Origin of the sequence: Vibrio atlanticus, from assembly GCF_024347315.1 — a bacterium.
Taxonomy (GTDB): Bacteria; Pseudomonadota; Gammaproteobacteria; order Enterobacterales; family Vibrionaceae; genus Vibrio; species Vibrio atlanticus.
Genome location: NZ_AP025460.1, coordinates 238,867 through 259,392 on the forward strand (window position 1 = coordinate 238,867; position 20,526 = coordinate 259,392).

Consider the following 20,526-nt stretch of genomic DNA (forward strand, 5'->3'; position numbering starts at 1 on the left):
GCTCCACACCGGAGTCGGACATTTAATGTCGGGAGAATAGAGGTGGGTTCGACACATAATGTCCAACGGTTAAAGCGCCATCAATCGGCTTAGCGAAAGCGTGAGTCGATTAACATTATCGATGGTTGTTTTTATCTCTCAGCTCTGAGATTGCTACTAGTAACCCAATCAGCAGTACCACCAGAAAGCCTAAGGTCGTTAGGGTTCCAATGGCACCAAAGAAAGGGGAAAGAGAAAGTAACGTGATGAGGGCAGAGATAAGTTTGATGGTTTGTAGGAGAAGGGAAGTCATGAGTTATTGCGGAGTAAGGGTAATATCGTCGAATGCCTCCATCTCAATGTATGCGAGAAAATCACTTTCCCACAATTGATACAGCTCGATAGCCTCACGGTTATCTTTCATTGAAAACCAGCCATGATAGCTGGCAAAACATTGACGAGCGCGAAAGTCAAAATCCAAATTCCGTTCAAGCTCAGGGTAGTAGTTCCCCATATAAGAAAAGTCTGTGATGTACTCAACACACCACTCTCCTGTTGAAGACTGGCAAATAGACATCTCGACAGGGTGAAAGCCACCAGCATCAGCACTATAACTTTTATCACGAAAGTTAAAGACCACATGACGGCTGGTGGAGAGCGTTTCATTGTTAAGTAAATGAGCCGAGTAACGCGCATTAAGCAACGCATACAGCTTCTTAGAAACAGGTAGGGGTAATGATGTAAAGGCTAATTGGGACATCGACAGTCCTCCTTGTTTAGGGATAAATCAGAAAGTAGGCAGGGGGTTATTTAAACGAGCTGACCAACGAGAGTTGCACGCTATCAAAGACGTTTCGGGTTAGGTGGCGAGTTAATGCATTCACCCAAGCAGAGAGTACCTCTTGCACTTCTGGATGAGATAAATCCGTTGTTCCTGTATCGGGTTGATAGAACCAACGATTAGCAATATGAAAGTACAGCTCTGGCTCTACTGAAGTACTGTTGTCATTAGGGTAAGAAAAGCTCGCAAAGAACACGATGAACCAAGGCTCTGAGATTGACTCTCGTTTGAGTTGTATCTCAATCGGGTGCAATCCTTGGCGATGGCGGTAGTAACTCATTTGACGGCAGTTCAGTACCAGTCGCTCAGCATGCTCAGGTAGTGTGTGACCTGCTAGAAGGCTCTCTAATGACGAGAGCAGTGCATCATTGATGGTGATGTCACCATAGTATTGTTCAATCATAACCAGCCTCGTTCAGCAAATGAGGTGCAGGTTTCGCCCGTTACGATATGGTCCAATACGCGCACATCCACCAGCGCTAAAGCGTCTTTGAGTCTTTCGGTGATACGTCTATCCGCTTGTGAGGGGGTAGAGTCACCGGAAGGGTGGTTGTGTGCCATAATCACTGCTGCTGCATTCACTTCTAACACCGCTTTTACTACTTCTCTTGGGTAGACACTGGCGGCATCGACGGTGCCATGAAAGAGCTCTTTAAACTCAATCAATCGGTTTTGGTTATCCAGTAGCAGTAAAGCAAACACTTCACGTTCATAGCTGCCGAGTTTGCAGCGTACATACTCTTTAGTGGCGTTAGGACTAATTAAGGCATCACCACGTACATAGCGCGTTGCGAGTATCTCAGCGGCATGCTCTAGGATTTCATTTTCTTGATAGCGCTGTTGTTTTTGGTAATCAGAATTAGGGGTAGTCATTACGGGCTCCTGTCGGATTCAATGATGGGTATTCACATTGATGACATATGCCTGAAAATTTTTGGGGTTAGGGTGCGAAGCGATGGAAGATCATAAGGAAAGATGTGTTATTGAAGAGGGCGTATGGTTTGTTAGCTTTAGAGGTAGGTTAGAGAGGGAATCTGATGGCGTTAGAATGAGAGAGGGCAGGAGAGAGTCGCTGGTGATCACAATTAATTGAGTTGTTACTCTAAGTGATTTTTGCCCCATTACGTATATGGAATCCACGTATTTACAAAGTGATTTTGGTAATAAAAGTTAAGATGCGGTCGTATATTCGGCTTCTTATTGAAGGAGCTACCTTCTAGCCTTTGATGTTTTGCGCACCTACTGTCCTTATCGAGTTAGCAGCTTGCTTAGCATGACAGAATGGCCAGGTTTTCAGTAGGTTGGTCTTACCTTTTATGCATCATCATTTTGTGAAATTTAAGAGTTTATTAATGATTAATCGGTGAGTAAAACAGGTTTATATTCAGATTCATACCGTAACATTGCCCATGCAGTCCGTACCACTTTGTTCGCCAGTGCAATGCAGGCCTTCTTGAATCCGATACGATCTATGATACTCCTCAACCAAGCATCCTTTTGAGTCTTCGGTTTTTCTGGTAGTCGTCCAACGTAAGACATTGCACCAAGATAGAGAAGGGAGCGTAGCTCTTTCACACCACCGCATTTATCGATCCCAACCATAAAGACCTTACCACCTGAACTGTGTTGTTTGGGCGTAAGACCAACAAACGCTGAAGCTTGCCTTCCATTCTTGAACTGCTTTCCATCACCCAGAGTGGTATAAAGCATCGCAGCTGTTGTTTCACCAACACCTTCAATTTCCATTAATCGTTGGCATGGTTCTATCTGACGGGTTAACGCATTTTTCTCTTTTTCGAACGCGATGAGTTTTGCTTTCAGTTCTTTATATTGCTCCCACAACATGGACAGAACGGATACAACATTTGCTGGTATTGAGGTCTCTCCATCAAGTACTGTTTGAACCGACGCTTTTAAACCTTTTTCACCTCTAGGGTTTGCTATCCCGTAGCCCAAAATCGTCCCTCTAATGTGAAGCCCTAAGGAAACCACACTACGAGATAAGAACCTACGGCTGGTTTCTAATGAATGCATAGATTGTTGTTCTAATGACTTTGGACGGCTGTACTTGATACCAATTTGGATAGCGGCATTAGCGATAGCAAGGGCATCATTATGATCAGTTTTATGTCCTTCTAGGTAGCCTTTCACTTTCTTCGGGTTGATAATCCGCACTTCGTGTCCAAACTTTTCAGCTAATTGCCCCCAGTAGTGGCAGCCGCAACAACCTTCCATGGCGACAATGGAAGGCTTAGCCTTGGCAAGAAACTCTTTCATTTTCTGTCGACTTAAAGGTTTATTGGACAGCATCTCACCGTAAATACTGATATGGCAGGCTTGCAGAACATTTTTTGCTAGGTCGATCGCGATAACATTTTTAGTCAACATATTGGAACCCTCGTTATAACTGCACTCTGCTAAGTGTAGATTGGCAGAGAGGGAGTGGATTCCATACATCAAGCCAGAACACGAAAAAGAGGCTGATAATTCAGCCTCTAGATTTTTGCCAGTGCGCACTAAGTGCCGTTATGTTAAATAAATAAAACTACTAGTCTACCGTGCTAAACGTGTATCCATCACGAGGGATAAACGGAGCTCGGAAATCACCTTTTAAAAAGTAATAGATATCTTGTGAGTTATCATGGACAACATCGTAGCAACTTTCCCCATTACCGAAGTTTGAACAATATTGACTATTTTTAATTCGCCATGTGCCTTCGCTAGGTTTTACATCACCACTACTCATCCACCACGTTGTGCCTGAATCGGAAAAATATTGGACTGTTTTTTTTCCGTAATGAACACCATGAAGCGTATTATTGCTAAGCAACAAGTCTAATTCAGGTGAATTAACCGGCACTTCTTTAGCTAAAACAGAAAATGTCACTCCTAGAAGTGCAACTGCAATGATTTTTTTCATTTATATCTCCATTATCCTTATTATTACGTTACACAATATAAAACAAATTTATATTTAACACCAATTGAAAAATTGACACATCGGATCTTGGGATTTTGCGCCCCAGCTGTGTCGCAAAGTGAGGGTGAAGTACAGTTATTTTATCGTACGGAAGAAGGCACGCCACAAGGTGGCATAATTTCTCCAACGTTAATGCTAATAACTCTCGCAGGGCTTGAACAACAAATAAAGTCTTTGGCTCTCAAGAAGAAAGCAAGAGCCAACTTTATTGGATACGCTGATGATTTTGTTGTCACTTGTACATCAAAGGATGTATTAGAGAACGACATAAAGCCATTGATTACTGAATTTCTACTAGAAAGAGGTCTAACACTTTCCGATGAAAAAACACGCACAACTCATATTGATGATGGTTTCGATTTTCTAGGGTTTAACCACAGAAAATACAAAGGAAAGCTACTCATAAAACCGAGTAAAACCAATGTACTGTCATTCTTAAGTAACTTGCGTAGACTCATCAAAACTCACGCAACGATCCCCGTAAATAACCTTATCAAAATGATAAACCCCAAAATACGGGGATGGGCGAATTACTATCGCCACTGTGTTGCCAAACGAGTTTTCGGATACGTTGGACACCAACTATTCCAAGCATTATGGCTCTGGGCTGTTAGGCGTCACCCAACTAAATCAAAAGATTGGGTCACCCATAAGTACTTCATCAACCGAAAAGGCCAGTGGCAATTTCACGGTTGGCAGAAGATCATGAATATGGATTGTCACTTCAATCTGTTCCAAATAGCGAAAGTGCCCATCGAGCGACACGTAAAAATCAAGAATGCAGCGACCCCTTTTGACCCTCAATACCAAGAATATTTGGTGAAGAGAAAATCTAAAAGGCTAGCCCGTAACTCTTGGAAAGAGCCTGTCCCGACTGCGTTATAAGTTGCTGGGTATCAATGATGCCTTAGTGGAGGCTTGAGCCGTATGCAGTGAAAGTTGCACGTACGGTTCTTAGAGGGGCGGCACTTGGTAACAAGTGTCGTCTACTCGACAGAAATTAGTTTCAAACCTTGTAGGTTGATTGTGATCACCAGCGATTCTGTCGTTGATAACAGAAAAAAATAAGACCACCCAGAGAGAGAGGCGATCCGCTCGCCTCTCTCTTCTTTTATTCGCCTATCGCGATATCACCTAAGGGTACGTAACGTGCTTTATTGTCCTCTCTGTAAAAGTTTCGCTTTTTGACTTGCCATCCATGACGAATGTATTTGGTATCGGTTAGGTAATAGCCTTCTCCCATGGCAAAGCGTTCACGGTGTTCAACGCTTTTCTCTGGATCGTTAAGGAAAGCCGTTTCAGAGTGATTCAGACAAGCTTTGCGCAGCTCAGGGAATAGGTTTCGAGAGTGTTTCGACCAAGCGAGAATGATGGTCTTTAGCGTTTTGGTGTGAAACTCTCCTGCATACGGTTCACTGATTTCAGCGTCATAGTCCGTGAGTGTGGCAACAATCACGCCCTTTGCCCATGGTGGTACTTCTAAGGTTTCTTGAAACGCCTCCTCCGCTTGCTGGTGTTTACGCCACGCTCTTTCCCGCTTCTGTTGTTTGGCTTCTTCTTTTGCAGCTTCTTCGGCTTTGGCTTGCTCCTCGACCTGTTTAACCTGCATACGCCCTAGGTCTACGAATGAGTGGTCCAACTCATAAGTATTTATGAGTTCGATTAACTGCTGGTGGTGTTTGTCATAAAGCCAAGGCTTATCGACATCCCCTTTATGCTGACGGTAATAACGAACTATGCTTAAGCAATGCTCAGCAAAGCCTTGGTCATTACCACCACATCCTAAATCTAAGCGGCATTCGTGCTGATATTCATTGTCAAAGGTCACGGTTACTTTTGTTTTATCGTACCCGCCTAATGGGTTGCGTTTGGCAACTTCCAGCGCTTTATTTTCGAACTCATTAAAGTCATAGAGTGTCTCTTCACTGAACTCGCGAGATTCAGACCAGTGGACAAGTACCGTGAGTGGTTTGATTTTTTTTGCCTCTAACGTAGGTAAAGAATCATGTTGATCTATGGATGAGCTGTTTGGTTGTGTTGTTTGCATAGTGGGTTCCTTTCTTCGAATAAAATAAAAAAGACCACCTTGATAACAAGGTGGCCTCTAGAGTGGTGGGTGAACGTGTTTGTGGGTCGTTAAGCTGGTGGGTTGTGTTTAACGTATTAGATAGAATGCTTCTTTACAGCGTGATAGGGCGGCTCTGAGCCATTTATCCAGCACTTGCCTTGGTAGCCATTGATGAGCTGCTGAAAGAGCAACATCTCAAAAGCAGACTTGGGGTTTATTGCGACATCAAAGCCATCGTCTTCAAATCGTTGCCGTTCTTTCCAAGTTGCATCTAAATCACTTAGCTGCGTTTTTAACTCATCTAGTTGGGTTTGTTTTGAGGTATCTAATGGCGTTTTAAGCCATACCTCTAGGGTGTGACAATACGGCATCACTCCATAGTCTTTAGGGAGATTCAGAGTGTTACGTAATGCACGTATCCAACCTTCTGCTTTGGTGTTACGACCATTGAGTTTGACATCTCCTGATTCAGCGGCTGCTGACCAGTCACAACCGTATTTCACGAGTAGCTGGTTGAATGTGTTTACACCACAGAACTGCCAGCTACGTGCTCGTTTGTTTGTCTCGGTGTCAAAGAGATTGCTAGAGCCAATGAGCATGTGGAGCATAAATAGGTCATCTTCACGCAGTCTAAGTCTGTAACGTTCATACAGAGCTTGTTTGAGTTCGTTGGTGCTTTGGGTGTCTGTGTGGTTGAGGCGTTCTCTGAAGAAGGTACAGGCTTGCTGAACAACGTCTTCTTTTGGTATACGCAGTGCCAGTTGTTCATAGACAATGTCATAGGACATAAAGGGGGCTCCTGTGAAAGAGTAATATAGTAAAATCATGGTGATAGCTAGAAACAGGGGGATCGGTAAAGTGGTGGTTATCAATAGCGTTCATGTATTAGGGGCCACGCAGTTCGATTGGGTTGTAGGCTCCCTTGGCTAAGTTAGCAATAAACTTGGATTCCCAAAGTGTGTATAGCTTGTGGGTGTTGGGTGCGCTGATACTCTTTAAACCGGAGTATCGAGTGAAGACCGTGGAATGAGTGAAATCGAACTCAATATCTCGCTCAAGTGTCGGGTAAGGGTATCCATTGAAGCTAAAATCTGTGATGCAAAGGATTGAATAGATGTTGTTAACGTCTTTCGCTAGTGCAATCTCAACAGGGTGATAGCCTCCATGTTCAGCGGAGTAGTGCTTATTGCTGAAATGGATGATGTGATGATCATCTACGAGTCCTGTGTGTTTGTTTAGAACGTTGTTTAATGTATCCAGAAGAGCCTGAGATATAGGCAAAGCAGTCCTGTTGAATGAAGTTGTGGGTAAGATATCCCTATGCATAATCGGCTCCTTTTCGACTCATGAGGTTATGCATAGTGATGAAATATATTTGAAAAAATTTGGATTCGAGTGGATGGCAGGGGCTGAGGGGCATGATGCTGAATGGTGAGTAATTTCGACTAAAATAAAAAAAAATCATATATGAAACCGGAGTGCTGAAAGTTTGGTTTTGAGCATTGTTGATTCTTCAATTCTCCCGTATTCTCTCTGCTCAGTATTGAAAAGATTTTAGTGAGAGTACAACCCGATGGTTGATCAAACACTAATAATTAAAGGTGTGGCTACTTATCTGAAGGTGTCTATAAAACTGCATATCGCCTCGCCAGTGAAGGAAGGCTTCCGGGCTTCAAGATTGGTGGCCCATGGCGTTTTAAACGAAAATATTTAGAAGCTTGGATAGAAAAGAGTAAATAGTAATTAAACTGTTCTTGGCAAACGTGACTTGAGAGCACGGCAAAGCTAATTGGTGATGTAGTTGAGCAGGTAGAGAAGATTGTAAAAGCCAAACGCTTTATAAAGCTGGCAAACCACGAACAGTGGGTCAAGAGATATTCAGAAGGCGTTGCTACTGAAATTGGCGCAGTTTGCTTTAAGTAAAGGCAAAGAGTTGTTCGCCAAGACGTATAGTTATATTGAGGAGCATTATTAATGAGCAATGTACATTCGCGATTTAGTCATGGCAGTGAGTGGATTCGAGCTGACTTTCACTTGCACACCCGTGCGGATAAAGAATTTAAGTATTCGGGGAGTGAGAATGATTATATCAATAGTTATGTTGCTGGGCTCGAAAAAGCGGGTATAGGCCTTGGTGTAATTAGTAACCACAATAAATTTGAACTCGATGAATTTAAGCAAATGCGTAAAAAAGCGCGCAAGAAGGGGGTAGGTTTACTTCCTGGGGTCGAGTTATCGGTCAAGGATGGGCAAGCCGGAGTTCATACTTTAGTGATTTTTTCCGATGAATGGGTCATCAATAAAGAAAATGAAAACTATATTCAGAGCTTTCTAAACGTCACCTTTGCAGGGCAAGCTAATTTTGAGCAAGAGAATGCTAGGTCTAATCATGACTTAAAAGAAACAGTTCGGGAACTCGACAAGTTTGAAAGAGACTATTTTTTAGTTTTCGCCCATGTAGAAGCAGATAATGGTTTGTGGGGGGCGTTAAAGCCCGGACCAATAGGTGATCTTTTTGCTAGTGAGGCATTTAGAAAGCGTGTTCTTGGTTTTCAAAAAGTCGCCACTCGTGATAAGAAAGATAAGCTAATTTCTGTTATGAATGGCTATTTTGTGGCAGAAGTTGAAGGCAGTGACCCTAAGAGTATTGAGCAAATTGGTAAGGGAAAAATAAGCTACTTGAAAGTTGGGGACTTTTCGTTTGATGCGGTTAAGTTTGCTTTAATCAATCATAGGTACAGAGTAAATAGTCAGGTAGTCGAAGTTGCTCATTCACATATTGATAGTATTCACTTTGAAGGGGAAGGCTCGCTTGGTGGCCAAACGGTATCCTTTTCTTCTGAATTAAATACGTTAATTGGCATCCGTGGTAGCGGTAAGTCATCGGTTCTAGAAGCTATTAGGTATGCACTAAACATCCCGTTAGGCGTTAAGTCGATGGATAAGGATTATAAAAATGATTTAGTTCATCATTTATTAAATAACGGTGGAGCTATTTGTATCAATGCTAGAGATCGGCATGGTCAAGCTTATCAAATTAAAAGAATTAACAATAAAGCACCAGACGTTATGGTAAACGGTGTTGTGCAGCCTGGGGTGTCAATACGTGAAACAGTGTTGTACAACCCTATTTATTTTGGCCAAAAAGATTTATCGAGCAGTGGCGAAGGGTTTGAAAAAGACTTGATTGAGAAATTGGTAGGTGACTCACTGGAACCAATTCGTCAGCAAATTTTGGCAAAGAAACAAGCTGTCATTGATGTGATCAAACAAATCAAGAAGCTCTCGACAGATAAGCAAGCAAAGCAAGAATGGTTTCAGAAAAAACAGGACGCAGAGTTCAGTTTAAAAATTTACCAAGATAACGGTATTGAAGAAAAGCTTCAGAAGCAAATAGAGTTTGATCGAGATGAACGTAAACTTGTGGATGCGACAAGTAATGCAAAAAAATTCTATATGGAACTTCAAGATTTCATTGAAGAGCAAAAAAGTATACTACTACTTTTAAGCAGTTATGAATCAAAAGAGAATAACCCGTTTTTTGAAGAGTACCGTAAGCTGTATCAGCCTATTTTAGAACAACTTAAATTAATGGATAAAATAGCTTCAGGGTCAGCAACGCTCATCGAGCCTTTAGAGAGTAAACTTCAAAGCTTTAAGTTGGCTAAAAATTCTAATAAAGAAGCTTTTGCAGAAATAGAGCGTAAGTTATCTGCCGAACTTAGGGAAAAGGGAATCCAATCTCTAAAAATTGAAGATTTTAGAAAAATAAAAACGCAGATTGATCAAGCGGGGAAGGTGTTAAAAGCATTGGAGTTAAGTGATAGTAAGCATCAACAGCTTAAAGGTGATCTAACAGATGAGTTGTGTAAACTTGAGCAATTAAGAACCGAAGAGTTCAATCAGATAGAAAAGTGCATTGCTCGTGTTAACCAACAAGACTCACCACTTAAAATATTGGCGAGCTATAAATCGAATTCAACGTCTACGTTAAATATGATGCAGGATGCTTATAGGGGGAGTGGTATACGTGGTACGACTCTTCAGGGGCTTATCGAAAAGTTCGGTGATTTTTGTTCAATGAGAAATGCATGGGATGATGTAAGAAAGATGGTCTCAAATTACGAAGTGTTTAATGAATACTTTCAAAAGAATATTGAAGAGCTCTTAACTTGGCAAGTCCCTAATCAATATGTGATTGAATATCATGGTAAAGCTTTAAAGCAGCATTCACTTGGTCAAAGAGCTTCTGCATTAATGCTTTTTGTACTAAGTCAGCAAGATAACGATGTAGTGATAATTGATCAACCAGAAGATGATTTAGATAACCAAACAATATATGACGATGTAATTAAGATGCTCACAAAACTTAAGCCATCTACGCAATTTATTTTTGCTACTCATAATGCAAATATTCCGGTACTTGGGGATGCAGAGCAAGTTGTTTGCTGTCGTTATGACGATCAAAAGACAGAACTATTTTCAGGTAGTATTGATAATAAACAAGTTCAGCAACAGATTGTGTCAATAATGGAAGGTGGTCAAGAAGCCTTTGATAAACGTAAGCAGGTGTATGAAGTATGGAAGTCATAGAACTTATAGGGTTGATTGCTCGAGGCGAAGACAGTAAGCATCAATTCAAAGAACGAGTATCTCGAGCCAAAGATATAGCTAAAGAATTGATTGCATTTAGTAACACAGAAGGCGGTAAGTTAATTGTTGGTGTTGCTGATGATCAGAGCGTAAATGGACTAACTGTAGATGATTTGGAAAGTAGTAATCGTCTAATAGCTGATGCGGCAACAAATAATGTTAAACCTGCGATAAACCTTATAACAGAAAATGTTGAGCACCCTGATGGTATGGTAATCGTTGTTTCCATAGATAAGGGTATTCGTCCATGTGCGGATAACGATGGGCGTATTTGGGTGAAAAATGGTTCCGATAAACGAGCGGTGACAGCCATTGAAGAGATGCAACGAATGTTTCAAGCTGCAACACTCGTCCATGCAGATGAACTTAAAGTTCAAAACACATCTATTGATGATATCGATATGGACTATTTTTCAGACTTTTTCCAAAATGTTGTTGGTGAAGATTTGTCTTCTCAATCAAGAAGTCATAGCGAGCTGCTAGAGTCGATGAACTTGATGCAAGAAGATAATTTAAATCTATGTGGTACGTTGTTGTTGGCACGGCAGCCTCAATTCAAATTACCAGCATTCATTGTAAAAGCAGTAGCTTTCCCTGGTACGGATATCACAGACGAAGAGTACAATGATAGTAGAGATATTCATGGCAAATTAGGTGTTACTTATCAAGAATGTATGAGTTTTATACTTACCAATATCCGTCATGTGCAAGCTGGGCAAGGTTTTAATTCTGTAGGGGAGCCTGAAATACCTAAAATTGTGTTTGAAGAGTTAATTGCTAATGCATTGATCCATAGGGACTACTTCACCAAAGCTCCAGTGAAATTATTTGTGTTTTTAGATCGTATAGAAATCATTAGTCCTGGGCATCTACCAAATAACCTCACTATTGATAATATTGTTAATGGTAATTCTAACAGTCGAAATCCAATCATTGCTTCATTTGCGAGATATGTGCTTCCATATCGTGGTATTGGCAGCGGTGTTCAAAGGGCGATAAAAAATTGGCCCAATATTGAATTTATTGATAATAGAGATAAAAATGAGTTTAAAGTTGTGATTAAGAGAGAGTGTTGATCTTATGTGCATAACTAAGCTTAGAATTAAATTACTTTAGTTGTTTAGCACCTGTCTATAGAGACTCTAGGGTATAATGAGGGGTACAGTTGTTGTGTCTTGTTTTAATTTTCTCTTTAAACAAAGGCTTAGCTAATCCTGGGCGGCATGATGTAACCATCCCCCTTTCTCGTAACAGAGAAAGCCATACATAAACTTTAGAACGGAGACCTCGGTCTCCGTTTTTTATGCTTTGAAATCGTCACTCCCGACAGCGAGGCACGAGCGTGATAGGGAATCTGCTTTGGCTAAAGTGACGGAGGGGTTTGTGCTCTGAGATTCCAGATACTTCGTTCCTCAGTTCTGGAATGACGGTTGTTATTGTTTGAGTTGCTTTGTGTTTCGTTATTCCCTACAGCGAGGAACGAGCGTGATAGGGAATCTTTATCGTCGACATATAGAAACCTGACTGCCGATGGTTACTCTTGCCTCTCATGATATCCTCCGCTCAATATTGCTCTTTACGATTTTGAGTCTTATATTTAATGGTACAGTTATGACATTGATTTAACATGGATAGCTGTTGAATAAAGGACAATAAATGCTTGATTGAATATGGATTGATCAAGTCAACAATAAGTCAGTGGAGACTCCCCAATGAAAAAATTACTTTCAGTACTTGCTGTATCTGCAGCGGTAATGTCACCGGCAGCATTTGCTTCTTCGCCTGTTATGTTTTCAACGATCAATGGTTTTAACGCTCCTGATTCAGATGCGGTTGGTGGTGTACGTCTGGCTCTGCTTCACGGGCAAGTCAATGACCTTAAAGGTGTCGACCTTGCAGTTGTTGGTATGTCTGAGACGCAAACCACGACAGGTGTGAACCTTGGTATTTTTGGTGCATCAAAAGTAAACCAAGAAATGACAGGTGCTTCACTAGGTTTCTTTAACTGGAACACAGGTAAAACAACAGGTGTTAACCTAGGTGCTGTTAACATTACTAATGATGTAAAAGGCGCGAACGTGAGTTTCGTAAACTATTCTGAAGGGAACACTATGGTGGATGTAGGCGCTGCGAACCTTTCAGAGGTGTCGACGGTTCAGGTTGGTATCTTCAACAAAACCAATAAAATTGAAGGTGTACAGATTGGTCTGATCAACTGTGCTGACAATGGTTTTTTCCCGTGCTTCCCAATTGTGAATTTCGCTAAGTAAGACGGTAGCCGCGCTGGTTTCAATACTGGTGAGCGACGTTCTTACCAAGGCTTAAAGCTATCCATGATTGAACCTATCAACGCCTTTACTTCTATGTTTAGGCGTTATTTTACATCTGCTATCTCACTCCTTAAACGTTACTGTAAGCATGTTGTTTTATACTTTTGTTGCGATGTTCTCACTTGTGAGTACAATGTGCGCTAAATTTTCAATGATGACTTATATGCTTTGATTAATCCCCATACCGTCGATTTTAAAAAGGCTTTCTTAAGTCTGACCGTCAGCTTTTTAGTGGTTTTTAGCTTGTTACTTGTTGATTCAGCGGAAGAGTCAGAAAAGCAGTATGGAATTGAAAACCAAGGCGTGACACGCTCTTTAGCGGAGCTCACACAGATCATTAATGCGCTTGAGTACAACATTACAGCACTCTATCCATTGCATAGTGATACATACGTATTCTCACATGAGAAAAAGGTCGAAGGTAAGACGTGTTATTTCATTAGTGAAGAGCAACAAGCCACTCGATTTGATTTTATGTTCTCTGGCCCTAGTGAGATGTGCGATCTAAAGTCGGAGCTTCATTCAGAAGCTGGTAAGCGCATGTTTATCGCACCCACCATGGCTTACTTTGCGAATACTATTGATACCATCTCTGCGATTTACTTTATCTCCAAAGATAAGTTTATCATCTCTTCGCCTTCTGATTTTGCTCGTTACATTAAAGGTGACACCTTTGATTCGATCGTTAATAGCCGTCCTTATTGGGTGAATACGATTCGCTTTGGCTTAGCTCAGGGCCAAGACCAGGTGGTGTATACCGGGCAGTACGATGACTACCTAACGGGGAAGAAGGTTGTAACCTTAACCAAAGGTATCTATGTGGATGGCGAGTTTAAAGGGGTACTCGGTGTTGATGGCTACGTCTCTAATCTGGTCTCGAATCCCGTTCATGGATACAAGGTGACGAGTGCAAGAGGTGTGAACAAATATGGGGTGTTGGACTTTACCTATTCACGGCCTTTGTATGTCGATGGAGTTAATACAGAGTTGTACCTGACTATTGAAGAAGGAAAGAGCGAGCACTTCTTACATATACTGGAACTGGAGCGGGTCCAGTTACTGATTTTATTGGCTTTGTACTTTGTTTCAGCGTTATGGTTATGGCGATTTTATATCAGGCAAGAGCATCAGCGTTTGAATGATTTAGCCATGCAGGATCCTCTTACTGGGTTGTTAAATCGAAGAGGCTTTGAAGAGCGCTTATTAGCACAAGGTGAAGAACCGATTATTGGTGTTGGCGTATTTGATATCGATGATTTCAAAGAGGTGAATGACCAGTATGGTCATAAGGTGGGGGATGAGGTGATTTGTCATGTTGCCCAGTTAATGCTGAACAGTGTTAGGCAGCAAGATATTGTGGCTCGATTTGGTGGTGAAGAGTTTGTTGTCGCGATTACGGGTGAATCATCCGAATTACTGTCATCGATCTTTGAACGAATTCAAAACGACATTAGCCTACAAAGCTATCGATGTCTGACAGGCGACAAGATTAATATCTCAGCATCTGGGGGGGCAACGCTTTACTCTCTGAGTAAGTTCGACAGTATTGGACATTTGTGGGAAAACCAAAGTATTCGTTCATCTGATGAGCAGCTTTATAAAGCGAAGGCGGCGGGCAAGAATCAAGTGAATATTCACGTACATTAATTCGTGAGTGCATTATAGAGCCTAGTCGTTTGACTAGGCTCTTTCACCTAAGGAAAAATGTCTTCCTGATAGATGTTATTTTTTGACGCGGACTTTTCTCATCCACTTTTGGTGAACACCGCGACGTAGGCTTTGGAAGCTGTTTTCTACCTTGTCGACACCAAGCAGGATAACTAACGCCATTAACGTGATAATAACCGACTGGGAAAGATGCCCTAGTGCAATCATCATTCCTAGAGCGGCTAGCACCCAAATAATCGCGGCAGAAGTGACACCATGAATCTTGCCATCCAATGTCATCATTACCCCTGCACCAAGGAAACCCACCCCAGTAATGATTTGACCAAGCACACGAGCTTGATCGAGCGTGTTAGGGGAAAGGCTGATCGCCATGGTTAGGAAGAAATAGGTGCCGCTGATGATCAGAATCGATGTCCTGATCCCTACCGGTTTGCCGCGTGTTTGCCTTTCGATGCCGATTAACGAACCACACAGCATGCATACTGCAAGGCCAGCCCAGCTAAAGGGGGCAAGGTTGAGAGTTTGTTCTATAAATTGTGACATATCACCCCTCCTAAAAATTTAGAATAGAGCCGAGTATGCTAATAATAGACCGGACGATCGAACAAAAACTTTTTGTCTTAACGATTGATGTGGAGTAGCCAGTCGAGAGGTGTGTGTTATTTCTGTCGCTTCTTGATACACAAGACGATAAGAAGCGACGATTGTTTCGAGATAGGGTTATTCAATATGCAGGTCGAGCTGTGTTTTGCTACTGCGGCCGCCAATTTCGCGAGTTAACTTAGGTACTAGGTAGCCCGAAACCTCAGCGATCAAACCCCTGAAGTGCATTTTTGCCTCTTCATCTGAGATATAGAAATGAGCAGCGCCCTGAACTTTATCAAGTACATGCATGTAGTAAGGTAAAATACCGGCGTCGAATAGCTTTTCACTTAATTTTTTCAATGAGTTAGTGCTGTTATTTACGCCTTTAAGCATCACGCCTTGGTTAAGCAGAGTCGCGCCAGTTTGCTTCAGCTTGTAGAAGGCTTGTTTGAGCTCTAAATTGATTTCATTAGCATGATTAATATGGCTGACCATCACCACATTGAGGCGAGTTTGAGCTAACAATTGGCACAGCTCATCCGTCACTCGAGCTGGGATCACAACCGGTAATCGGCTGTGGATTCGAACGGTTTTCACATGTGGAATTTGTTCGATAGCATTGATCAGCCACTCTAGTTCGCTGTCTTTGGCCATCAAAGGGTCACCACCGGATAAGATAACCTCGTTAATCTCGGGATGTTGAGCCACATAATCGAGGCTGGTTTGCCAAACAGACTTGGATCCTTTGTTATCTTGGTATGGGAAATGCCGGCGGAAGCAGTAGCGGCAGTTGATAGCACAACCACCTTTCACAATCATCAATGCGCGACTTTTGTATTTGTGCAGTAACCCGGGGATTGCGTTGTCTTGCTCTTCCAACGGGTCGGCCGAATAACCTTGGTGTACTTCGAACTCTTCGTTGAGCGGTAACACCTGACGCAATAGAGGGTCGTGTGGGTTGCCTTTTTCCATTCGTTCAACAAAGCTAAGAGGAACTCGAAGTGAAAACAGCTCACGTGCTGCGAATCCTTTTTGCCACGGTGTTGGGTCTATTTCCAATGCTTCAAGCAGTTTTGTCGGGTCAGAGATCGCATTCGATAGTTGTTTGAGCCAGTTTTGCTCAACAGATTCGACTTTTCGGGTTATGATATGCGGCATTGAAATTAACTCAAAGATGTGGAAGAGAAAATCATGGCGTCAGTAAGCACCAATGAATTCAAAGGCGGTTTAAAATTCATGTTAGATAACGAGCCTTGCGCAATTATCGACAATGAATACGTTAAGCCAGGTAAAGGCCAAGCGTTTAACCGTGTAAAACTTCGTAAACTGCTGTCAGGCAAAGTGTTAGAGAAAACATTTAAGTCAGGCGAAAGCTTCGAGCTTGCAGATGTTGTTGACGTTGAACTAGGCTACCTATACAACGACGGCGAATTCTACCACTTCATGAACAACGAAACATTTGAGCAAATCGCAGCAGACGTAAAAGCAGTCGCTGATTCAGCAAAATGGTTAGTTGAAAATGACGTTTGTACTCTAACGTTGTGGAATGATAACCCTATCACTGTTACTCCGCCAAACTTTGTTGAGATCGAAGTAACTGAAACTGATCCTGGCCTTAAAGGCGATACACAGGGTACGGGTGGTAAACCTGCAACTCTAGCAACAGGCGCGGTAGTTCGTGTTCCTCTATTCATCGCTATCGGTGAAGTTGTTAAAGTTGATACTCGTACTGGCGAATACGTTGGTCGTGTGAAGTAATTTGATTGTGTCCATCTTGTTTAAGGTGGCTCAGTGAAATAGAAAAGGTCGCTTATGAGCGGCCTTTTTTGTATCTGGCGATCGGAGAAGAGCAGATTCGAGTAAACGAGATTCGACAAGTAACAAAAAAGCAGAACAAGATAATCCTGTTCTGCTTCTAGTATTTTCGTTCTTAAACTCTTCGAATCTCAGTTACCCGAATCTCGAATCTGCTCTTAACTGTTAAATCATAAAAATGAAGATAACAGATAGCGCGCTGATTAGGCCTGCAACGAAGTAGCAACCCACTTTACCAGCAACACCGACGTGGAACTTAAGGTCGTGCATGCCGTGGTGAAGACGGTGCATTGCGTGCCACATTGGCAGTGCTAGCGTACCGATGATGAATAGCGCACCGATAATGCTGGTGGCAAACTCAGAGACACGCTCGTAGCTCATTGCATCCGCATCGATTATGCCCATTGGCACCAAGATACCCAGCACTAGAATCGTGATTGGTGTAATCATCGCGAACCAAGTACCGCCAGCGCCGAATAGGCCCCACCAGATTGGTTCATCAGAGCGTTTCGGATTGTGGTTAACAGGTTTCACTTTGTAATTTGTGGTCATAACGAAGCTCCTTACACCACCATCAGAACGATTAAAGAAATAAATGCCACCGCTGCCCACTGGGTCAGTACGATGATTCTTTTATCTACCAATTTGCCTTTAAGACGGATTGGCATTACTTGAGGCATCATGCTGAAGAAGGTCTGAGCGTGCAGTAAGCTGCCAAGCAGTGCCACGATGTTGATACCAACAACGATAGGGTTAGCCATAAAGCTCAACCAACCTTCCCACGCTTCAGGACCTTTCACTAGCGAACCCAAACCGAAGGTTAGGAACAGAGTGAATAGAATCAAAGGCAGTACAGTCGCTTCACGTAGCATGTAGAAGCGGTAAAACGGATGGTTGCTCCACCACGTTCTCTTCATCTCACGAACATAAGGCTTACGATTGCTCATATTATGCCTCCTCTGCTGTTTTTACTTGCGATCCATCAGGCTTGAACATCGAGATAACGAAGTCCATTGAAGACTCAACTTTGCCTTGGTTTACAGCTGCTGCTGGATCTACTTTCTTCGGACAAACGTCAGAACAGTAACCTACAAACGTACAGCCCCAAGCACCGTTGTCGCCATTGATAAGCTTCATGCGCTCAGCTTTACCATTGTCACGGCTATCTAGGTTGTAACGGTGAGCAAGAGCAAGTGCCGCAGGGCCAATGAACTCAGGGTTTAGACCAAATTGAGGACACGCTGCGTAACACAAACCACAGTTGATGCAGCCAGCAAACTGTTTGTACTTCGCCATTTGCTCTGGAGTTTGGATGTTAGTGCCGTCTTCTGGCTTGCGATCGTTACCAATGATGTAAGGCTTGATTGCTTCAAGGCGCTCGATAAACGGCGTCATGTCGACAATCAAATCTTTCTCGATTGGGAAGTTAGCTAAAGGCTCGATCTTGAAGCCGTTCGGGTAGTCACGTAAGAAGCTCTTACATGCCAGTTTTGGCACGCCATCAACCATGATGCCGCAAGAACCACAAATCGCCATACGACAAGACCAACGGTAAGACAGGTCTTTATCTAGGTTATCTTTGATGTAACCAATCGCATCAAGTACCGACATGGTTTCATCAAATGGAACTTCAAAGGTTTGAAAGTGAGGTTCTGCATCGTGCTCAGGGTCATAACGCAGAATTTCAATTTTTTGGATTCGATTCGCTGACATTATGCTTGCTCCTCTTCGCTCTTCTTCGCATTCTCTTCTGCCGCTTTTTCAGCAGCAGCGGCTTTCTCGGCTGCTTCACCGTATAGACGAGCTTTAGGTTGAGATTTAGTAATCTTAACGCCGCTGTAGTCGATAGTTGGTGCTGCATCTTCGTTGTAGAAAGATAGAGAATGTTTAAGGAAGTTCACGTCATCACGTTCTGTGCAGTTGTCGTCTAGACGTTGGTGTGCTCCGCGAGACTCTTTACGAAGGATCGCTGAGTGAACCATCGCTTCGGCAACTTCAAGGCCGTAACCCACTTCGATAGCGTAAAGTAGGTCAGTGTTGAACACTTTGCCTTTGTCTTTAATGCTGATCTTCTTGTAGCGAGCTTTCAGTTCAGTGATTTTGTCGATGGTTTCTTGCATCAAGTCTTCTTGACGGTAGATACCACAACCCGCTTCCATGGTGTGACCCATTTCAGTACGGATATCAGCCCAGTTCTCATCGCCTTCTTGAGCCAAGATGCCAGCGATGCGATCTTCAACCGCTTTCACTTGCTTAGCAATAGACTCTTCGTTCCAGCCTTTGAATTCAGCGGCACGTTTCACGGCTTGTTCACCGGCTACGCGGCCGAATACTACGAATTCAGCAAGAGAGTTAGACCCTAGGCGGTTTGCGCCATGTAGGCCAACTGAAGCACACTCACCAACAGCGAATAGCCCTTTAATGCGAGTTTCACAGGTACCGTTGGTTTCAATACCACCCATGGTGTAGTGAACGGTTGGGCGAATTGGGATTGGCTCTTTTGCTGGGTCTACGTTTACGTACGCTTTTGCAAGCTCACAGATAAACGGAAGACGCTCTTGCAGGTACTCTTCACCAAGGTGGCGAAGGTCAAGGTGTACGACATCACCAAGCGGGTGCTTGATGGTGTTGCCTTTCTGCTGCTCGTGCCAGAATGCTTGAGAAACTTTGTCACGAGGACCCAGTTCCATGTATTTGTTTTTCGGCTCGCCCACTGGAGTTTCAGGGCCCATGCCGTAATCTTGCAGGTAACGGTAGCCGTTCTTGTTGACGATGATACCGCCTTCACCACGACAACCTTCGGTCATCAAGATGCCAGTGCCCGGTAGGCCTGTTGGGTGGTATTGAACGAACTCCATATCACGTAGTGGAACACCGTGGCGATAAGCCATTGCCATACCGTCGCCAGTTACGATGCCGCCGTTGGTATTACAGTGGTAAACACGACCTGCGCCACCGGTTGCTAGAACAACAGATTTTGCTTTGATGGTAACAAGCTCACCTTCAGACATGTGAATCGCGATTAGGCCTTGTACTTCGCCATCTTCAACGAGCAAATCCACCACAAAGTACTCATCAAATCGTTTGATTGTGTCGTACTTCATCGAAGTCTGGAACAGAGTATGAAGCATGTGGAAGCCGGTTTTATCCGCTGCGAACCACGTTCTCTCTACCTTCATACCGCCGAATCGGCGTACGTTTACTTCACCGTTTTCTTTACGACTCCATGGGCAGCCCCATTGTTCCATTTGGATCATTTCGCGAGTCGAGTTTTCAACAAAGTATTCAACAACATCCTGTTCACATAGCCAGTCGCCACCGCCAACAGTATCGTTGAAGTGGTTATCTAGGCTATCTTCGTCTTTAATTACCGCTGCTGAACCGCCTTCTGCTGCCACCGTGTGCGAACGCATTGGGTAAACTTTAGAAATCAGTGCAACTTCCAATTCAGGATTAGCTTCAGCTGCTGCAATTGCTGTACGAAGACCAGCGCCGCCTGCGCCGATGACTGCGATATCTGTGGTAATTGTCTTCACAGTTATTCTCCAGTGTGATGCGGAGTATTCCGCTTGTTATTATAAAAAGCTTATTGGCAGTACTTACTAAT

The 20,526-nt window shown here is 43.0% G+C and carries 21 protein-coding genes and 2 pseudogenes; 8 read left to right on the forward strand and 15 right to left on the reverse strand.

Annotation, left to right across the window (positions count from 1 at the left end):
- Positions 1 to 115: 115 nt before the first annotated feature.
- The 6 genes from OCV30_RS01140 to OCV30_RS01165 form a co-directional block, all read right to left on the reverse strand.
- The gene (locus tag OCV30_RS01140; RefSeq protein ID WP_004735711.1) at positions 116 to 292 is read right to left on the reverse strand and encodes a hypothetical protein; all 177 of its coding nucleotides are present in this window, start codon (positions 290 to 292) and stop codon (positions 116 to 118) included.
- 3 nt (positions 293 to 295) lie between these two features.
- Positions 296 to 739, reverse strand: a complete 444-nt coding sequence (locus OCV30_RS01145; RefSeq protein WP_065680247.1) for a DUF2787 domain-containing protein — start codon at positions 737 to 739, stop codon at positions 296 to 298.
- A 46-nt stretch (positions 740 to 785) separates the two neighbouring features.
- Positions 786 to 1,223: a DUF2787 domain-containing protein gene (locus OCV30_RS01150; protein ID WP_083994642.1), complete on the reverse strand. Its 438-nt coding sequence runs from the start codon at positions 1,221 to 1,223 to the stop codon at positions 786 to 788.
- The gene (gene radC, locus OCV30_RS01155) at positions 1,220 to 1,693 is read right to left on the reverse strand and encodes a RadC family protein (RefSeq protein ID WP_065680245.1); all 474 of its coding nucleotides are present in this window, start codon (positions 1,691 to 1,693) and stop codon (positions 1,220 to 1,222) included. Before radC ends, OCV30_RS01150 begins: the two co-directional genes overlap by 4 nt.
- A 483-nt stretch (positions 1,694 to 2,176) precedes the next feature.
- Positions 2,177 to 3,208, reverse strand: coding sequence for an IS110 family RNA-guided transposase (locus tag OCV30_RS01160; RefSeq protein WP_065680108.1), 1,032 nt, complete (start codon positions 3,206 to 3,208; stop codon positions 2,177 to 2,179).
- A gap of 160 nt (positions 3,209 to 3,368) precedes the next feature.
- Positions 3,369 to 3,740: a hypothetical protein gene (locus tag OCV30_RS01165; protein ID WP_065680363.1), complete on the reverse strand. Its 372-nt coding sequence runs from the start codon at positions 3,738 to 3,740 to the stop codon at positions 3,369 to 3,371.
- A 72-nt stretch (positions 3,741 to 3,812) separates the two neighbouring features.
- Between OCV30_RS01165 and OCV30_RS01170 the strand changes: the two genes are divergently transcribed.
- Positions 3,813 to 4,685, forward strand: coding sequence for a group II intron maturase-specific domain-containing protein (locus tag OCV30_RS01170; RefSeq protein WP_280136726.1), 873 nt, complete (start codon positions 3,813 to 3,815; stop codon positions 4,683 to 4,685).
- 226 nt (positions 4,686 to 4,911) lie between these two features.
- Here the strand turns inward: OCV30_RS01170 and OCV30_RS01175 are convergent, their stop codons facing one another.
- The 3 genes from OCV30_RS01175 to OCV30_RS01185 all read right to left on the reverse strand — a co-directional run bounded on the left by OCV30_RS01175 (position 4,912) and on the right by OCV30_RS01185 (position 7,194).
- On the reverse strand, positions 4,912 to 5,847 hold the full coding sequence (locus tag OCV30_RS01175) for an LPD25 domain-containing protein (RefSeq protein ID WP_065680362.1): 936 nt from the start codon (positions 5,845 to 5,847) through the stop codon (positions 4,912 to 4,914).
- 116 nt (positions 5,848 to 5,963) lie between these two features.
- Complete coding sequence (locus tag OCV30_RS01180) at positions 5,964 to 6,656, reverse strand: hypothetical protein (protein WP_065680361.1); 693 nt, start codon at positions 6,654 to 6,656, stop codon at positions 5,964 to 5,966.
- Between the two features lie 97 nt (positions 6,657 to 6,753).
- A complete protein-coding gene (locus OCV30_RS01185; RefSeq protein ID WP_065680360.1) occupies positions 6,754 to 7,194 on the reverse strand; it encodes a DUF2787 family protein in 441 nt (146 codons plus the stop codon).
- Positions 7,195 to 7,441: 247 nt separating this feature from the next.
- On the opposite strand from OCV30_RS01185, the pseudogene OCV30_RS01190 reads away from it, so the two are divergent.
- From OCV30_RS01190 to OCV30_RS01215, 6 genes and pseudogenes are all read left to right on the forward strand, one after another.
- Positions 7,442 to 7,608, forward strand: a pseudogene (locus tag OCV30_RS01190) (helix-turn-helix domain-containing protein).
- A 30-nt stretch (positions 7,609 to 7,638) separates the two neighbouring features.
- A pseudogene (locus tag OCV30_RS01195) lies at positions 7,639 to 7,843 on the forward strand (hypothetical protein); the annotation flags it as partial.
- Positions 7,843 to 10,461, forward strand: coding sequence for a TrlF family AAA-like ATPase (locus OCV30_RS01200; RefSeq protein ID WP_065680359.1), 2,619 nt, complete (start codon positions 7,843 to 7,845; stop codon positions 10,459 to 10,461). The pseudogene OCV30_RS01195 and the gene OCV30_RS01200, both read left to right, overlap by 1 nt.
- Positions 10,449 to 11,597 carry an RNA-binding domain-containing protein gene (locus tag OCV30_RS01205; protein WP_065680358.1) on the forward strand — a complete coding sequence of 383 codons (1,149 nt, stop codon included), beginning with the start codon at positions 10,449 to 10,451 and terminating at the stop codon, positions 11,595 to 11,597. The genes OCV30_RS01200 and OCV30_RS01205 overlap by 13 nt, the downstream gene beginning before the upstream one ends.
- 636 nt (positions 11,598 to 12,233) lie before the next feature.
- Positions 12,234 to 12,791 carry a VC2662 family protein gene (locus tag OCV30_RS01210; protein WP_065680357.1) on the forward strand — a complete coding sequence of 186 codons (558 nt, stop codon included), beginning with the start codon at positions 12,234 to 12,236 and terminating at the stop codon, positions 12,789 to 12,791.
- A gap of 273 nt (positions 12,792 to 13,064) precedes the next feature.
- The gene (locus OCV30_RS01215; protein WP_083994646.1) at positions 13,065 to 14,498 is read left to right on the forward strand and encodes a sensor domain-containing diguanylate cyclase; all 1,434 of its coding nucleotides are present in this window, start codon (positions 13,065 to 13,067) and stop codon (positions 14,496 to 14,498) included.
- A gap of 75 nt (positions 14,499 to 14,573) precedes the next feature.
- Here OCV30_RS01215 and OCV30_RS01220 read toward each other — a convergent pair whose 3' ends face one another.
- A complete protein-coding gene (locus OCV30_RS01220) occupies positions 14,574 to 15,062 on the reverse strand; it encodes an MgtC/SapB family protein (RefSeq protein ID WP_065680355.1) in 489 nt (162 codons plus the stop codon).
- 177 nt (positions 15,063 to 15,239) lie between these two features.
- Positions 15,240 to 16,262, reverse strand: a complete 1,023-nt coding sequence (gene epmB, locus OCV30_RS01225; protein WP_065680354.1) for an EF-P beta-lysylation protein EpmB — start codon at positions 16,260 to 16,262, stop codon at positions 15,240 to 15,242.
- A gap of 33 nt (positions 16,263 to 16,295) precedes the next feature.
- Here epmB and efp point away from each other — a divergent pair, with 33 nt between their 5' ends.
- Complete coding sequence (gene efp / locus OCV30_RS01230; protein ID WP_009847919.1) at positions 16,296 to 16,862, forward strand: elongation factor P; 567 nt, start codon at positions 16,296 to 16,298, stop codon at positions 16,860 to 16,862.
- Positions 16,863 to 17,084: 222 nt separating this feature from the next.
- Here the strand turns inward: efp and frdD are convergent, their stop codons facing one another.
- The 4 genes from frdD to frdA are packed head-to-tail and all read right to left on the reverse strand — an operon-like array spanning position 17,085 to position 20,455.
- Positions 17,085 to 17,471: a fumarate reductase subunit FrdD gene (gene frdD, locus OCV30_RS01235; RefSeq protein WP_065680353.1), complete on the reverse strand. Its 387-nt coding sequence runs from the start codon at positions 17,469 to 17,471 to the stop codon at positions 17,085 to 17,087.
- Between the two features lie 11 nt (positions 17,472 to 17,482).
- Positions 17,483 to 17,866: a fumarate reductase subunit FrdC gene (frdC, locus tag OCV30_RS01240; protein ID WP_017097244.1), complete on the reverse strand. Its 384-nt coding sequence runs from the start codon at positions 17,864 to 17,866 to the stop codon at positions 17,483 to 17,485.
- Position 17,867: 1 nt separating this feature from the next.
- Positions 17,868 to 18,632 (reverse strand): succinate dehydrogenase/fumarate reductase iron-sulfur subunit, encoded by a 765-nt coding sequence (locus tag OCV30_RS01245; protein WP_009847917.1) that lies wholly within the window; start codon positions 18,630 to 18,632, stop codon positions 17,868 to 17,870.
- The gene (gene frdA, locus OCV30_RS01250) at positions 18,632 to 20,455 is read right to left on the reverse strand and encodes a fumarate reductase (quinol) flavoprotein subunit (RefSeq protein ID WP_009847916.1); all 1,824 of its coding nucleotides are present in this window, start codon (positions 20,453 to 20,455) and stop codon (positions 18,632 to 18,634) included. Before frdA ends, OCV30_RS01245 begins: the two co-directional genes overlap by 1 nt.
- Positions 20,456 to 20,526 lie beyond the last annotated feature (71 nt).

Excerpts from the sequence above, each read along its gene's own strand:
- OCV30_RS01175 (WP_065680362.1), bottom strand. The coding sequence starts at position 5,847 with ATGCAAACAACACAACCAAACAGCTCATCCATAGATCAACATGATTCT.
- OCV30_RS01165 (WP_065680363.1), bottom strand. The coding sequence starts at position 3,740 with ATGAAAAAAATCATTGCAGTTGCACTTCTAGGAGTGACATTTTCTGTT.
- OCV30_RS01150 (WP_083994642.1), bottom strand. The coding sequence starts at position 1,223 with ATGATTGAACAATACTATGGTGACATCACCATCAATGATGCACTGCTC.
- OCV30_RS01220 (WP_065680355.1), bottom strand. The coding sequence starts at position 15,062 with ATGTCACAATTTATAGAACAAACTCTCAACCTTGCCCCCTTTAGCTGG.
- OCV30_RS01180 (WP_065680361.1), bottom strand. The coding sequence starts at position 6,656 with ATGTCCTATGACATTGTCTATGAACAACTGGCACTGCGTATACCAAAA.
- radC (WP_065680245.1), bottom strand. The coding sequence starts at position 1,693 with ATGACTACCCCTAATTCTGATTACCAAAAACAACAGCGCTATCAAGAA.
- frdD (WP_065680353.1), bottom strand. The coding sequence starts at position 17,471 with ATGACCACAAATTACAAAGTGAAACCTGTTAACCACAATCCGAAACGC.
- OCV30_RS01140 (WP_004735711.1), bottom strand. The coding sequence starts at position 292 with ATGACTTCCCTTCTCCTACAAACCATCAAACTTATCTCTGCCCTCATC.
- frdC (WP_017097244.1), bottom strand. The coding sequence starts at position 17,866 with ATGAGCAATCGTAAGCCTTATGTTCGTGAGATGAAGAGAACGTGGTGG.
- OCV30_RS01145 (WP_065680247.1), bottom strand. The coding sequence starts at position 739 with ATGTCCCAATTAGCCTTTACATCATTACCCCTACCTGTTTCTAAGAAG.
- efp (WP_009847919.1), top strand. The coding sequence starts at position 16,296 with ATGGCGTCAGTAAGCACCAATGAATTCAAAGGCGGTTTAAAATTCATG.
- OCV30_RS01200 (WP_065680359.1), top strand. The coding sequence starts at position 7,843 with ATGAGCAATGTACATTCGCGATTTAGTCATGGCAGTGAGTGGATTCGA.
- OCV30_RS01205 (WP_065680358.1), top strand. The coding sequence starts at position 10,449 with ATGGAAGTCATAGAACTTATAGGGTTGATTGCTCGAGGCGAAGACAGT.
- epmB (WP_065680354.1), bottom strand. The coding sequence starts at position 16,262 with ATGCCGCATATCATAACCCGAAAAGTCGAATCTGTTGAGCAAAACTGG.
- OCV30_RS01160 (WP_065680108.1), bottom strand. The coding sequence starts at position 3,208 with ATGTTGACTAAAAATGTTATCGCGATCGACCTAGCAAAAAATGTTCTG.
- OCV30_RS01245 (WP_009847917.1), bottom strand. The coding sequence starts at position 18,632 with ATGTCAGCGAATCGAATCCAAAAAATTGAAATTCTGCGTTATGACCCT.
- OCV30_RS01185 (WP_065680360.1), bottom strand. The coding sequence starts at position 7,194 with ATGCATAGGGATATCTTACCCACAACTTCATTCAACAGGACTGCTTTG.
- OCV30_RS01210 (WP_065680357.1), top strand. The coding sequence starts at position 12,234 with ATGAAAAAATTACTTTCAGTACTTGCTGTATCTGCAGCGGTAATGTCA.